This window comes from Burkholderia sp. BCC1644, from assembly GCF_902833225.1.
In the GTDB taxonomy this organism is placed as follows: domain Bacteria; phylum Pseudomonadota; class Gammaproteobacteria; order Burkholderiales; family Burkholderiaceae; genus Burkholderia.
In genome coordinates, this window is sequence record NZ_CADFEI010000090.1 from 1 (window position 1) to 217 (window position 217).

Genomic DNA, 217 nt, shown 5'->3' on the forward strand with positions numbered 1-217 from the left:
GAAGGATGAAGTCCCACGGGAGTGGGAGATATGGTGATGTCGCAAGCGCGACCGGATCGATTCCGGAGCCGGAAAAGAAAAAGGCCGGCTAAAAGCCGACCTTTTTCAGAAAACAGATGGTGCCCAGGAGAGGACTCGAACCTCCACGATGTTGCCACCGCTAGGACCTGAACCTAGTGCGTCTACCAATTCCGCCACCTGGGCACGTTTCGCTTGC

1 tRNA gene is annotated in these 217 nt (G+C 56.2%); it reads right to left on the reverse strand.

The annotated features are described in order from the left end of the window. Positions 1-117 precede the first annotated feature (117 nt). Positions 118-204: transfer RNA gene (locus HWX87_RS37855), tRNA-Leu, on the reverse strand. Positions 205-217 lie beyond the last annotated feature (13 nt).